The 14386-nt window shown below is 63.1% G+C and carries 8 protein-coding genes; 3 read left to right on the forward strand and 5 right to left on the reverse strand.

Features of this window, described 5'->3' with window-relative positions:
- The first annotated feature begins 138 nt into the window (after positions 1-138).
- Positions 139-549: a VOC family protein gene (locus ACN50D_RS27080; RefSeq protein ID WP_003945103.1), complete on the forward strand. Its 411-nt coding sequence runs from the start codon at positions 139-141 to the stop codon at positions 547-549.
- Positions 550-640: 91 nt separating this feature from the next.
- Here the strand turns inward: ACN50D_RS27080 and ACN50D_RS27085 are convergent, their stop codons facing one another.
- Entirely contained in the window at positions 641-1615 is a 975-nt protein-coding gene (locus ACN50D_RS27085) for a sigma-70 family RNA polymerase sigma factor (protein WP_003945115.1), read from the reverse strand.
- Positions 1616-1668: 53 nt separating this feature from the next.
- On the reverse strand, positions 1669-2400 hold the full coding sequence (locus tag ACN50D_RS27090; protein ID WP_007732221.1) for a GNAT family N-acetyltransferase: 732 nt from the start codon (positions 2398-2400) through the stop codon (positions 1669-1671).
- 215 nt (positions 2401-2615) lie between these two features.
- Between ACN50D_RS27090 and ACN50D_RS27095 the strand changes: the two genes are divergently transcribed.
- Together ACN50D_RS27095 and ACN50D_RS27100 are read left to right on the forward strand one after the other, a co-directional pair.
- On the forward strand, positions 2616-3389 hold the full coding sequence (locus ACN50D_RS27095) for a hypothetical protein (RefSeq protein WP_225320093.1): 774 nt from the start codon (positions 2616-2618) through the stop codon (positions 3387-3389).
- Between the two features lie 542 nt (positions 3390-3931).
- Positions 3932-9415 (forward strand): carboxyl transferase domain-containing protein, encoded by a 5484-nt coding sequence (locus ACN50D_RS27100; protein WP_047268995.1) that lies wholly within the window; start codon positions 3932-3934, stop codon positions 9413-9415.
- Positions 9416-9502: 87 nt separating this feature from the next.
- Here the strand turns inward: ACN50D_RS27100 and ACN50D_RS27105 are convergent, their stop codons facing one another.
- Genes ACN50D_RS27105 through ACN50D_RS27115 form a run of 3 tightly spaced genes read right to left on the reverse strand, consistent with a single transcriptional unit; the run spans position 9503 to position 14324 of the window.
- Positions 9503-9784, reverse strand: coding sequence for a hypothetical protein (locus ACN50D_RS27105; protein WP_030536904.1), 282 nt, complete (start codon positions 9782-9784; stop codon positions 9503-9505).
- An 11-nt stretch (positions 9785-9795) separates the two neighbouring features.
- A complete protein-coding gene (locus tag ACN50D_RS27110) occupies positions 9796-13899 on the reverse strand; it encodes a cation-translocating P-type ATPase (protein WP_212634113.1) in 4104 nt (1367 codons plus the stop codon).
- On the reverse strand, positions 13899-14324 hold the full coding sequence (locus ACN50D_RS27115) for a hypothetical protein (protein ID WP_042450317.1): 426 nt from the start codon (positions 14322-14324) through the stop codon (positions 13899-13901). The genes ACN50D_RS27110 and ACN50D_RS27115 overlap by 1 nt, the downstream gene beginning before the upstream one ends.
- Between the last annotated feature and the right edge of the window lie 62 nt (positions 14325-14386).

Consider the following 14386-nt stretch of genomic DNA (forward strand, 5'->3'; position numbering starts at 1 on the left):
AGTCAGTTAACAGGCGATACTTTTCTCGAATTTTTGCTTCTCGCGATGACTTTCTGCGCCCACTGCGGTCTGTATGAGCAGGAACCAACAGGAACCGAAGCGTTCAGTAATCAATCAACCGACTTCAAGGAGCACCCAATGTCTCGTCTTCTCTTCGTCAACATGCCGGTCAAGGACGTCGCCGCCACCCGTGCATTCTTCAGTGGCCTCGGCTTCGAGTTCAACGACATGTTCAGTGACGAGAACACTGTCTCGATGATCGTCAGCGATTCCGCCACCGTCATGTTCCTGAACGAACCGCGTTTCGGGGACTTCATCGCCGACGACATCTGCGACACGTCGAAAGCTCGTGAAGCACTGATGTGTGTGTCGGCCGACAGCAGGGAGGAAGTCGACACCTTCGTCGACGCGGCGATTGCTGCCGGCGGCAGCAAGTGGATGGAGCCCCAGGATCACGGCTTCATGTACGGACGCGCATTCCGCGACCTCGACAATCACGTCTGGGAGGTCATGTGGATGGACCCGGCTGCGACTGTTCCCCAGCAGTAACGCACAGCAACAGCAGTAACGAGCAGTCGCGCGGGTCCCTCCATACCGGAGGGCTCGCGCAACTCCTTGCCCCTACAACTCGGCAGGGCCCCTACAGCTCGGCAGGCAATCCGAACCGTGCGAACAGACTCAGATCGAAGAAACACGTCACGTGCGAGATCCCGGACTCGGTGACATCGAGAACGTGCAACTGGAAAGCGCGGTGAACACCATCGGGCTCGCGCATGTAGAGGCCGAACGCCGGCTGACCGTTCGCAGCGGTCGGAAGTAGGCGCATCGCTCCTGGTCCGTCGGCCGGGCATTTGGTTCCGATGAGTTGCCCGATTGCCTCGGGGCCCTGGTACCAACCCTCGAACGGAGGCATCTCCCAGATGGCTTCGCGCGTGAACAGTTCGACGATGGCCTCGACGTCGTAGCTCTCGAAGCTGTGCACGTAGTCGCGAAGCAACTTCCGGGCAGCCTCGGTAGTCGGTTCCACGAGATCGTCCTCGGTGGGTCCGATGTGATTGATCTGCGCGCGAGCCCGCTGCAGCAGGCTGTTTACCGCAGTGGTTGTGGTGTCCAGCGCCTCCGCAACTTCCGACGCCTTCCACTGCAGAACGTCACGTAGAACCAGAACCGCACGTTGGCGCGCGGACAAGTGCTGCAAAGCGGCAACAAGCGCGAGCCTGACCGAATCGCGATTGACGACCATGACGGCCGGATCATTGACGTCGCCCAACGCAGAATCGGCGATCGGTTCCAACCAGGCAATCTCGTTGCGCTCGATCAAATCGTCGGCCGGGTCCGAACTAGGTGCGCCGAGGCCGGTCGGGAGGGGACGCCTCGATCTCCCCTCCAGCGCGGTCAGGCAGGTATTCGTCGCGATGCGGTAGAGCCAGGTCCTGAGAGATGACTGGCCCTTGTAACCGTCGAACCCGCGCCAAGCCCGGATGAACGTCTCCTGGACCTGGTCTTCGGCGTCGTGAATCGACCCCATCATGCGATAGCAGTGCGCCAGCAACTCGCGGCGGTACGGATCGGCAAGAGTGAGGAAATCACTGTCCAACGCCTGATCGACTGTCATTTGTTCAGACTAGTGGCCGAGCGCCCGATACACAGGCGTCGGCGAGAATTCGATCAGGCAGGCGCCTGCACCGCAGTCAACCTGGATCTCTTCCGGAGAACGAACCCCAGCGATTCGTAGAGTCTGATCGCATTCGTATTCGATTGCACTGCATGGAGAAATGGCAGCTCGCCGCGCTCGCGAATCCCGGCAGCGACGGCACGGATCAGCGTCGTACCCAGGCCTCGACCCCGAAAGTCGCTGTCAGTGCACACCGCACTGATTTCCGTCCATCCCGGAGGGTGCAACCGCTCCCCCGCCATGGCAACAAGTCTTCCGTCGACGCGAATGCCGTAGTAACTGCCCATCTCGACGGTACGAGGAAGAAACGGTCCTGGCTTGGTGCGCTCGATCAATGCCAGAATTTCGGGAACGTCGCCCGTTCCGAGAAGTTCGACCGACGGATCAACGGAGACTTCGAGTGCGGATCCGTCCATCTGCACCGAGCCGAACTGATCCACAATGCGCCACCCTTCCGGCGGGCGGTGATCAAATCCTCGCAAACCTACTGTGCCGCCAGGACCTACGAGTGTGAGTAGGTTCTCCCAGTCCTCGGCGTCCAACTCGGGCGGATGACCGACAAACGGCGCGACCGTCGGGTCGTATCGCGCAACTCTCCCTGCCCAGCGAGCGAATTGCGCATGATGTCCGCGAAGTCCTTGTCGCACAGGATCGTCCAGCGGATGGGTGTCGACATCCGTGTCAACTGTCTCGACAAACGACGCCAGGGTCGCCTCCGTGGTCATCGAACCTCTTCCTGCCCTATTTGCCTGTGATGGAGGCGGACGAACCTCCCCGCCCACCTCTATGACAACGCTAGGAACACTTGCTGTCGTAGTCGCCGGATAGAATCAAGATGATTCTGACCTCGACCTGTATTTCCGGCGTCAATCAGGGCTCGATTGCAGATCTGCACCAGGACATTCGTCGCGACGCCTCACCAACCGGAAGGCTATTTGGCATGAGCAACTCCGACCCGATCAGGTCTGCATTCGACCAGTTGCCCCTGAAGGAGATGGACGCTGCAACGCTGGTCTTCGCCATCGAGAGCGCCGTCGACGAGCTGGCGATCTCGGGTGAAACCCTACGGCTCGCCATGGAGGTCGCGACCCTTGCGCACCTCGATCAGTTCAGAAAGAACGGGATCAAGTCCGACGAGGATCCCTACATCGTTCATCCCCTACGAAATGTATTGCGGCTGCTTCGGTACGGGTGCTCCGATGTCGAGATCCTGAGCGCAACCGCGCTTCACGACACGGTCGAAGACCGACCACACGCCGTCATCGCGCTCCTCGGTGGCCAGACTGCAGACGACATGTCCGCATCCGAAGCGCAGGAACGTGCGTCAACACTCATCGCCTCGCGCTTCGGCCACAGAATCTCCGAACTTGTTGAGGCAGTGACCAATCCAATCGACTACCCATGCGACAACACCACCGCCGGATATCAGGATCACGTCATCCGCGCGATAGCGGATCCCGCAGTGTTCCTCGTGAAGTTCAGTGACTTCGTCGACAACGCGGGAAGCGTGAAGTACCTGAGCGAGACCGACAGGCTGAGACTGGTCACGAAATACGAACCACTCGTGGAGCACTTCAAGCGGACTTCACTTGCTCTCGGCAACGGATTGCACCTCCCTCCCTCAGGACTCGACGCGATCGCAAAGCACATCGCAACCATCGAAGGCGATTTCTCGAATACGGTCCGACCGGACATAAAAAATACTCGCCAGTAGTACCGATCAGTAATAATCGAGCAACCCAGAGAATTCTCCGAATATGCGATTTTGTTACCAGTGAGTATTCACTTTCTTGCCGATTTCATTACCATCGTGATCCGTGTCACAAGTCCGAATTCGATTGCACCGCAATGATTTAACGCCATATGTGTAACCGTGGTTCACGTTGACTAATATTCTTCAATTCGCCCAGGTGACATGAGCGTCGACATACTGCATTCTTAGATAAACCAGGGATTCCCTGGAAGCAGACACAATATGTTGCTGATTCGTGATTGGAGCGGTTCTGAGTCCACGCCTGCAGGGTGGCGCACAAGGCACACAGTGCCTCAGCGCACACAGCGCTTCGGTGCACACAGTGCTTCAGCGCAGGGGACTCGACGAACCGGAAGGGCAATCACTTGCCGACGCGCAACCGGGGGAAACACAGCGCATCGCGGCGTAGTTCACGAACCGGGGAATCCGGGTACGTGGGACACGGTCGGCTCATATCGCAACGTACGTGACGAAGAATCTCATCAAGGACGGTGGCAGTGACAATGTTCAAACGAATCGCAGTGGTCAATCGAGGTGAGGCCGCGGTCCGGCTGATCAGGGCTGTACGCGAACTGAACGCCGAACACGACTACGGCATTCGCGTCATTGCGCTGCACACCGAGGCCGAGCGCCGCGCCATGTTCGTCCGCCAGGCCGATGAGGGCGTGACCCTGCGCAGCACCGGCACCGGTAGCCCGTACCTCGACTACGCCGAACTCGAGCGAGCACTCCTCGCAGCGAAGGCCGACGCAGTCTGGGTCGGCTGGGGCTTCGTGGCCGAGGATCCCGCCTTCGCGGAGATCGTCGCGAAACTGGGCATCACATTCATCGGCCCGAGCGCCGACGCGATGCGCCTGCTCGGCGACAAGGTTGCCGCCAAGATCCTGGCCGAGAAGGTCGGCGTACCGGTCGCCCCGTGGAGCGGCGGACCGGTCGAAACGCGCGCCGACGCTCGTCGTCATGCTCAGTCCATCGGATATCCCCTGATCATCAAGGCCCGAAGCGGCGGCGGCGGACGCGGTATCCGCAAGGTCTGGGCCGAAGACGAACTCGAAGTTGCACTCGAGCGCACGCAGGGCGAAGCAGAGCGGTCCTTCGGCGACCCCGTCGTCTTCCTCGAACGCCTTGTCACCGATGCACGCCACGTCGAGGTACAGGTCATCGCCGACAACCACGGCAATGTCTGGGCTCCGGGCGTTCGCGACTGCTCGATTCAGCGTCGCAACCAGAAGGTCATCGAAGAATCCGCCTCCCCCGTCCTGACCGAAGAACAGTCGGACCACCTCAAGAAGGTGTCCGCCGAACTGGTCAAGGCAGCCGGATACCAGGGCGCAGGCACGGTCGAATACCTCTACCAGCCCGAGAACAAGCTCTTCACGTTCCTCGAGGTCAACACCCGCCTGCAGGTCGAGCACCCGATCACCGAGGTCACCACCGGAATCGACCTCGTCAAACTGCAGATCCTGGTCGCCAGTGGTGACGAATTGGTCGGTGACTGCCCGCCCGCATTCGGCCACGCCGTCGAAGCCCGCCTCAACGCCGAAGACGCCGACAACGATTTCGCGCCGGCACCCGGCACCGTTCAGCTCCTCAAGTTCCCGCTCGGCTCCGGCATCCGGGTCGACACCGGCATCGCTGCCGGGGACGTCATTCCGCCCGACTACGACTCGATGGTCGCGAAGGTCATCGCGTGGGGCCGCAACCGCTCCGAGGCACTTGCGCGTCTGCGCACTGCCCTTCGTGAAACCACTGTCGTACTCGACGGCGGCACTACCACCAAGTCGTTCCTCCTCGATCTACTCGATCGCAACGAGGTCATCTCGGCATCCGCGGATACCGGCTGGCTCGACCGCACGGGCGCCCTCACCGGCACCACTCGCCGCGCGGACGTCGCGCTGATCGCCACCGCCATCGATGCTTACGACGCCGAGGAGTCACTCGAGCGTGCGGCCTTCCTCGCCTCGGCACGTGGCGGCCGCCCACGCGCCAATCACGCGATCGGCCGTACCGTCGAGCTCAACTACCAAGGTCAGGCATACAAACTGACCGTCGGGCGTATCGGCCCGCACCGCTACCGCGTCGACGGAGACGCCGGAGACATCGAGGTCGACGTCGATCGTCTCGGTGACTTCGAGTCACGGCTGGTGATCGGTGATCGCCGCTTCCACGTCGTTTCCGTCGTGAGCCCGGCTCGCTATCTCGTCGAGGTCGACGGCATCAGCCACCAGATCAGCCAGGACGACGCCGGCGTAGTCCGCGCGCCGGCTCCCGCCGTAGTGGTAGCAGTACCGGTCGCGGTCGGCGACGACGTCGAAGCCGGATCCACTCTGGTCGTGCTCGAATCCATGAAGATGGAGACCGCGGTTCGCGCTCCGTATGCGGGCAAAGTGCGTGAGGTTCTCGCTACCGTCAACTCCCAGGTCGATGCCGGCGCACCGCTCCTGCGCGTCGACCAGGTCAGTGAGGAAGCTGTCACGGAGAAGGCTCCGCGAGTCCAATTCGATCTTCCCGCAGCAACTTCCGGGTCCGATACCCGCGCAGATGCATTGGCACAGCTGGAAGCACTGACCGCGATGATCAGTGGCTACGACGTCAGCGGCAAGCACGCAAACGCTGTTCTGGCCGAATACGACGCACTTCGCAGCGCACTCGAATCCGAGGACCGCGAACTGGTCCAGGCAGAACTGGCTGTGCTGACCACCTTCGCCGACATCTGCGAACTCTCGCGCAACAAGCCCACCTCGGGCGAGTCCGCGAAGGACGAGTCCGTCCACAGCCCCCGCGAGCACTTCCACACCTTCCTGCACTCACTCGACTCCGAGCGCGAAGGTTTGCCGGCGTCGTTCCGCACGAGACTCGAACGGGCACTTCGCCACTACGACGTCACCGATCTGGAAGATCGCCAGGCCGTCGAGGAAGCGGTGTACCGACTCTTCCTGGCTCTGCAGCGCATGGAAGCCCAGATCCCGGTCATTGCAGCACTTCTCGAAGGCTGGCTCGTCGGCGACAAGGCTCCCGGTTGCTCGGCGCAGGAGCTCAACGAGGTTCTCGATCGACTCATCGTCGCGACGCAGGTCCGCTACCCCGTCATCGGCGACGTCGCCCGCAACCTTCGCTTCCGGTTCTTCGACGAGCCGCGCATCCGCAAGGTTCGCGAAGACGTCTACGACGGAGTACGCGGCAACCTCGCCTACCTCGAGGAGCAGCCGGACGCTGCAGATTTCGACGAGCGAATCGCCAATCTCGTCGCCACTCCCGAACCGCTCCTGGACCTGTTGGGTCGAAAGATCGGCCTCGGCAACCGCGATGGCGGCCCTCTGCTCGAGGTCATCACGCGTCGCTACTACAAGATTCACTCGTTCGAAGACGTCCGCGTTTTCGAGCACGTCGACCGCCGTTTCGTAACCGGTAACTTCGACCTCAAGGGCGACGGGCTGCATCTGGTCTCGACGGTGGCCGAATTCGACGCTCTCGGTACGGCTCTCGACGATGTCGCCACGATCGCGCAGGATGCTCCATCCGGTCGCGGGCTGGTAGTCGACATCTACCTCGACTGGCCTGATCAGCCCGCCGACGGCGACGCGCTCGTCGAGACGCTGCGCACCGAACTCTCGCGCAACGAGACGATCACACGGTCTCGCCGCGCGACGGTGATCATCTGCAACCCGAACGGGGATCCGGTCCGGTGGGTCACCTTCCGCCCCGTCGACGGCGAACTGGTCGAGGACCACATCATCCGCGACATGCATCCGCTCACGGGTCAGCGTCTGGACATGTGGCGCCTGAAGAACTTCAACGGAAAGCGCCTCCCGGCTCCGGAGAACACCTACCTGTTCCACCTCTCGGCCAAGGAGAATCCGAAGGACGAGCGCCTGATCGCTCTGGCCGAAATCCGCGACGTGACACCGCAACTCGACGACGAAGGTCAGATGGTTGCACTCCCGGCCATCGAGCGCACGCTCGCTGCCTGCCTCGACGGTATCCGCCGTGCGCAGTCCCAGCGCGGCGACAAGCGTCGACTCGCAGCCAACCGCGTCGTGCTCTACGTGTGGCCGGTCGCCGACGTTCCCAGCGAGCGGTTCTCGGTGATCGCTCAGAACGCAGCCCGACTGACCGTCGGCGCCGGGCTCGAAGAGATCACGCTCATCACTCGGCTGAAGGACCGAAAGGGCGGCGCGCCCAAGGAAGTTGCGCTGCGATTCTCCTACCGCGCGGGTGCCGGTGTGGTCATCAACAAGACCACACCTCCCACCGAACCGCTGCTCCCCCTCGACGCGTACGCCCAGAAGGTCCAGAGTTCGCGGGCACGCGGCACGGTGTACCCGTACGAGCTGATTCCGCTCCTGACCGGCACCAAGGGCACCTTCGTCGAGCACGACTTCGACGAAGCGGGCGTCCTCTCACCTGTCGAGCGTCCGTACGGGCTCAACAAGGCCGGCATCGTCGTCGGCCTCGTGAACACGCCGACGCCGCGCTATCCCGAGGGAATGACCCGTGTCGCGCTATTCGGTGACCCCACCAAGGCGCTCGGTACCGTCGCCGAGGCCGAATGCTCACGCGTCGTCGCTGCCATCGACCTGGCCGAGAAGTTGAACGCTCCGGTCGAGTGGTTCGCACTGTCCTCCGGTGCCACCATCTCGATGGAGAGCGGCACCGAGAACATGGACTGGGTCTCCCGCGGCCTGCGCCGAATCATCACCTTCACCCAGAACGGCGGCGAGATCAACATCGTCGTCACGGGCATCAACGTCGGCGCTCAGCCCTACTGGAACGCCGAAGCCACCATGTTGATGCACACCAAGGGCATTCTGGTGATGACCCCGGACAGCGCGATGGTGCTGACCGGCAAGCAGTCTCTCGACTACTCCGGTGGTGTGTCGGCCGAGGACAACTTCGGTATCGGTGGTTACGACCGCGTCATGGGCCCCAACGGCCAGGCACAGTATTGGGCCCCCGACCTCACTGCGGCGTGCGAGATCCTGTTCCGTCACTACGCACACTCGTACCTCGCTCCCGGCGAACGGTTCCCGCGCCGCGCAGCGACGACGGACCCTGTCGATCGCGACGTGCGTAGCTTCCCGCACACCCACCCGTCGAGCGACTTCGAGACGGTCGGCGACATCTTCTCCTCGGCGAAGAACCCGGATCGCAAGAAGCCCTTCGACATTCGCACCGTAATGCGTTCGGTGGTCGACCAGGACCACTCTGTTCTCGAGCGTTGGGCCGACATGGCCGGCGCCGACACCTCGGTCGTTCTGGACGCGCACCTCGCCGGACATCCGGTCACAGTGGTGGGCATCGAATCCCGCGCGATCCCACGTAAGGGGCACTTCCCCGCCGACGGTCCCGACACCTGGACGTCGGGAACGCTGTTCCCGAACTCGTCGAAGAAGACTGCCCGCGCGATCAATGCTGCGAGCGGCAACCGTCCGATCGTGGTGCTGGCCAACCTGTCCGGCTTCGACGGTTCCCCGGAGTCGCTGCGCAACATCCAGCTCGAGTACGGCGCCGAGATCGGCCGCGCCATCGTCAACTTCGACGGACCGATCGTGTTCTGCGTCGTCTCCCGCTACCACGGCGGCGCGTTCGTCGTGTTCTCCGGTGCGCTCAACGACAACATGGAAGTTCTTGCTGTCGAAGGCTCGTTCGCGTCGGTACTCGGCGGCGCCCCCGCCGCCGCAGTGGTCTTCACCCGTGAGGTGAACACCCGCACCAACAACGACCCGAAGGTGCAGCAACTGGAGGCAGACTTGGCAGCAGCCAAGGATGACACGGAGAAAGCACATCTGCGCGTAGAACTGAACGCTCAGCGCATCGCCGTCCGCTCCGACAAGCTCGGCGAAGTGGCATCCGAATTCGAAGCGATCCACAACATCCAGCGGGCCCGAGAGGTCGGCTCGGTGGATGAGATCGTCCCTGCCGCAGAACTGCGTCCGCAGATCATCGCAGCAGTCGAACGCGGCATGAAGCGCGCACTCGCGCAGTAAGTTTCTCCGCACGTCGAGCGGTCCCGCGAAATGCGGGGCCGCTCGATTTGTGTCCAGGCCTCGATTTGTGTCCAGGCAGCGCCTGCGTCAGACCCCCTCGAGCGCCTCTCCGATCTCTTCGAGGACGTGATTGTGCTGCTCTGTTGCGAGCAGATGCCCCGCTGCAATGGTGACTGCCACGGGCCACTCGATGATCTCGAAGGCGACCATCAGTCCCATCACCGCAAAGTAGGCGATCTGCTCGGGTCTCGGAACAGGGATGGCACCGACGATCGGTAGCTCCAACTCGAAGCTCCGTGCCGAACGGACGGATTCGACTACCGCGCGGTGATCGACGGGGTTCGTGTGGTCGACGGTGTTCTGGGACATGTCACGATTCCTCAGGATTCATCTCGGGTCGCCCGGGAGTTCGGCGACGTGTCACTTCCAGCAGCGACGCTCACAAGCGTGTCTGATTCACCGGTTTCCGCTTCTTTGATTTCCACGTCGCTGATTTCCACGCTGTCGCGAGCGCTGACTCCCCCGGTTCGGGAGGTGTACGCAGTGCTCGTTCGCGTCGGGATCTTGCGAATCGTCGACTGACCGTTCGCGTTCTCCTCAGTTGCGGCAATCCGCTCCAACACCCGCGGAGCCAGCGCCGCGAGCAGCGTCGCCGCCGACGCGCAGCCCACCGCTTGGCCCCAGGCGATGGGACCGAGCGGCGTGCAACCGAGAAATTGGCTCACCACGGGTGTGCTGACGAGCGTCGCCAGCGCCGCAGCGGATCCGGCAACGGTTGCGACCACCAGCGGACTGCGTGATTCGAGCAGCGTCTGCCCCAGTTGGGTGCCCACCAGGGCAACCAACGCCACCGTCGACGCTCGCCGCCTCCTACCGCTCGCCCGGGCTAGAAGCCACGCTGCCAGCGCACCGATTGCCGTGGCACCGCCGCGGACAGCGATCGTCTGCCACAAGGCATGAGCGTCCATCTGTTCGGACTTCTCGGATCCGTTCTCGGACGGGGTGCTCACCGCAAGCGCGGCAGCGGGCAAGGCGTCCGTCATCAGATTGACCAGTAGCAACTGCCTTGCGTTGAGCGGTGATTCGCCGGACAACGCAGAACCGATCAGCGCGAATGCGACTTCACCCGCGTTGCCTCCGAGCAAAACCCCTACCGCTGATCTGACCCGCCGCCACAATTGACTGCCCTCGTCCAATGCGTCGGTCAGTCCGCCGACACGGCCGTCGAGGAGCACGATGTCTGCGGCGCCGCGCGCCGGATCACTGTCGGTCGACGCCACCCCGATTCCCACGCTGGAAACTCGGATCGCCGCAGCATCGTTCGCGCCGTCACCGACCATGGCGCACACCCGCCCGTCGGTCTCCAACGCTTGCACGATCTCGACCTTCTGCTCGGGTGTCACGCGCGCAAAGACGCTGCTGCCGCGGACCGCATCCCGTCTTTCGGTGCGAGAGAAGTTCTCCCAGTCAGGACCGGTGACAACATCCTCGCGTGCGACGTCCAACCCCAGTTCGGTGGCGACCGCGGCCGCTGTTGTCGGATGATCCCCGGTCAGCACGCGCACTTGCCGTCCGTCGCCTCGAAGTTCTCGAACAAGTTGCGTTGCTTCGGGTCTCAGCGTGTCCGAGAGTCCGAGAAGGCCGACCGCTTCCAGCCCCTCGGAGCAACACTGTTCGAGAAATTGCGAGTCTTCGCCTGCGCGTCGCGCGTCGTGTTCCGACAACTCGCGCTGGGCGACGGCAACCACCCGCAGTCCGCGTCCGGCCATGCTTTGAACGTGCTTCGCCGACACAGCATTCGGATCTCGTCCTGCTTCGGTCACGAATTCCGGCGAACCTTTGAGTGCGATCCGCCTGCCGAACAAAGCTGCCGAGTACGGCCGCCCCGACCTGAACGGAACGAGGTTGTTCGCCTCGACGTCACCGAAAACCGAAGCATCGTCCAGAGCTTGCTGGGCTGCATCGACGACGGCGGCATCCGTCGAATGAAACACGCGATCGTCGCGACTTCCCAGGGCACTGCGCGCCGCAACTTCCAGAATCTCGCTTTCGTCCCAGCCGTCGACGCGTTCGACCGCGGCCACCCGTAGCTTGTTCTCGCTGAGGGTTCCGGTCTTGTCGAAGCAGACCACGTCGACACGACCGAGCGCTTCTATCGATCGTGGCGCACGAACCAACACTCCTGCTGCAGTGAGCCTTCGCGCTGCGGCCTGCTGAGCCAGAGTGGCAACCAGAGGCAGCCCCTCCGGCACGGCAGCCACAGCCACGGCCACACCTCCGGTGACGGCGCGGCGCAGACCGGTACCACGAAGCAGACCCGCGACTGTCACCAACGCCCCACCGCCGATACTGGCCGGCAGGGTCGCCCTCGTGAGTTCGCGAAGTCTGTTGGTCAGGCCCACAGCAGGTCCGGATCGGGACACACCGACATCGGCACGCCTGGTCACCGTTCGGGCTCCGATGGCCGTGACCACGCCACGACCGGATCCGGCAAGCACTGTTGTCCCTGCGTAGGCCATGCACCTTCGCTCGGCCAGTGGCATCCCAGGGGTCGGGTCGGTCTGCTTGTCGACGGGCAGGGACTCTCCCGTCAACGACGACTCGTCGACTTCCAGCGATTCGACGCTCAACAGGCGACAATCTGCGGGCACGATGTCCCCGGACTCGATTGCCACGACGTCACCGAGTTCGAGCGCGTCGGCCGCTGTCTCGACCGTGCCGTCGTTGGTTACTCGCCGAGCTACCGGTTCCTGAGTCCGCAAGAGCCGCTGCACCGCCCGCTCCGAATGAAGCCGTTGAACAGCGGACATCGCGGCATTGCCGACCAAGACCGAGCCGACCAGGACGGCGTCTACCGGTGAACCGAGGACTGCACTGGCAGCGGAGCCGGTCGCCAACACAGGCGTCAGTGGATCCGCCAATTCTGTTCGCAACGCCGACAATCCGTCACGGATCAACCTGAACCGTGCGGGCGCTCGCACACGAGCTTCCGCACGGTGCGGTGTATGTCGGATGGATTCGGATAGTTCGCGAACGACAGCATCACCGTCCATCTCATGCCAGGTATCGCTCGGAGTACCGACAGGGACGGGCGCTTTAATCACAGATCGGGACAAGGTGTATCCGGTCCACAGTCCCGCGGCCGAACCAGCTGTGATCGGCCCCGGCCCAGCCCCTCGAACTCCCGGAAGCATGATCAAGGCACCCAATGCCGAAGAACCTGAGGAGAGTTCGACACCGCGCCTCGTCGCTGTTCGAGCAGCCGGGAGCGCATGGACAACCCGCCACGCCCCGGCCAAGTCGGTGTGGATGTCGGCACTCACGTGCTCGCCACTCGGTGGTGAAATCCCGATGCGTAGCACTGCCTGTCCCGATATCGCCCTACTCGACACGATCGCAACTGTCCGACCCTCGGCCACCAACGCCGAGAGAGCTTCGCGCAGGCCGGCTTCGGCAGTCGATTGCGCCGGATAGAGCTCGTCGAATCCACTTCGCAGTGATCCGAGCCCGTCGTCGTCGATCGTGACGGCTGCGACCCCGGCCGCACGTATTTCGCCTATCAGTGTTTCCGCCAGACCTTTTCGCACGGGTCGCACGACCACTTCGGCGCCGCCGATGCGGTGCCTTCCCACTCCCACAGTTCCGTCGTTCAGAGCTTTCCTGGCTTGTTCCCACACTGCGACGCGATCCGACTCGGCCACCTCTCGTATGTCGGAAACCCGGAGCGAGTCGTCGAAGAGGACACTCGGATCGACGAGGACGGTGTCAATACGATCGAGCATGCGTAGAGCCGCAGAGTCCGAAACGGCGGTGTGGTGCGTCCGCCACAGACCGTATGACACACCAGCAGCGAATGATTCGCGCGACATCCGAAGCGGCCGCGGCGCCGAAACCTTGATACTCGTCGCGACGGTGTCGCCGCCGGCAGAGACGGTAGCCAGTGCAGCCCCGGCCACCAACTGAACCCCTGCGATCCTGTCTGCGTAACGCTCCCCCGGACCACTCGGTTCAGGCCTCGTGGAAGAACCGCGACCGCCAGGTTCGAATGACCACACCCGCCGAGAGTTTCGCGCCGCCAGAGTTTCGCGCAGCAGCATCGTCCGCAGCCAGAAATCCACGCCCAATGACGCAGGCGCATAGGTCAGAACATCCGCGAACGACGTCGCCGACTCCAATGCGAAGTCGGTGAGCGAACGGCCAAGGCGCTGTTCGATTCGCCGACGCACCCGGGGTTGATAATTGATCGCCGACACCGCCGCCGAGACATAGGCGGAACCTGGGATTCGCGGGGCACCGAATATCGATCCCGCTGCTGCAGGAATCATCCCCACACCCGCCAACGCGAGGGTGCCGGTCCGCAACGCCACGTCACTGACAGCGGTTCGCGGAATCGTCGAACCGCCCACCAACGCGAGTCCCGACAACGCCAGGCGCGGCGGCAAAGTTGCCACCGACACCGCACGCCGGGCCATCGCTGAGAACATCAGTGAGTGGATCGAGTGTGCGAAGAACTGTGAGTTCGATCCTGTGACCGGCCGGCCGCCTTGTGGGAGTTTCCGCTCGATTCCTTCTTTACCTGTTCCGGCTTGCTCGTGCGGCCAACCGCCTTGACCTGGCGATCCGGCCGACCGCTCTTGCGATCCCATTCGTGGAGTACCAGGGCCGTGCCGCCGACTGCCAAGAGCACCGGCCATTCCACCAATCCCGCCGCACCCACGGCCGCCATCGTGAGAACCGCCGTCGGCGTCGAGGAACTACCCGCACGAATTCCGTCTCGGACACCCTCCGCCGTTCCGCGTATCCCGCCCGTCACTCCACCGATCACTCCACCGCCGACGGCTCCGGCCACCGTCGTCGTTGCGTCTGCCACACCACGAACGACGCGGGTGGCTTCGTCCACAATCATCATCGGACGCTCCTATCAGCAGTCCATCGAAGAATTCAGTATTTGAGGCCATACCCAACACCGAC

This window comes from Rhodococcus sp. SB1D (assembly GCF_048573875.1).
In the GTDB taxonomy this organism is placed as follows: Bacteria; Actinomycetota; Actinomycetes; order Mycobacteriales; family Mycobacteriaceae; genus Rhodococcus_F; species Rhodococcus_F qingshengii.